The 317-nt window shown below is 54.9% G+C and carries 1 protein-coding gene; it reads right to left on the minus strand.

What is annotated here, in order from left to right:
- A partial coding sequence (locus NE473_RS30785; RefSeq protein WP_502802863.1) for an NUDIX hydrolase occupies window positions 1–221 on the minus strand: 221 nt, incomplete at its 3' end.
- Window positions 222–317 lie beyond the last annotated feature (96 nt).

Raw genomic sequence — 317 nt, forward strand, 5'->3', positions numbered from 1 at the left:
TCCAGAGCTCCGGCCGGAATCTCCAGCGTATAGCGGTCCAGCGCATTCCGGTACTGGAGAACCATCAGAAGCTTTCCCTCCTTCGTCACGGGAACCACCGCAGCCGCACCGTTGTGGTGGATAAAATCCCAGTGAGCCTCGTGGCCGTTAGCTTCCACGGTATCCTCGTATATTTTTAAAATAGTGCCCTGATATTTAAGTTCCCTGTTTAAGTCCAAAATGCTCCACGTATTACAGCTGTTTCTGGAGTCCGGCCATTCCACCGGTTCCGGCGCTGCAGAGGAACAGAGCCGCCCGGCGCTGGCAGACAAACGGAT

This window comes from Hungatella sp. SL.1.14, assembly GCF_024460495.1.
GTDB classification, from domain to species: Bacteria; Bacillota; Clostridia; order Lachnospirales; family Lachnospiraceae; genus Hungatella; species Hungatella hathewayi.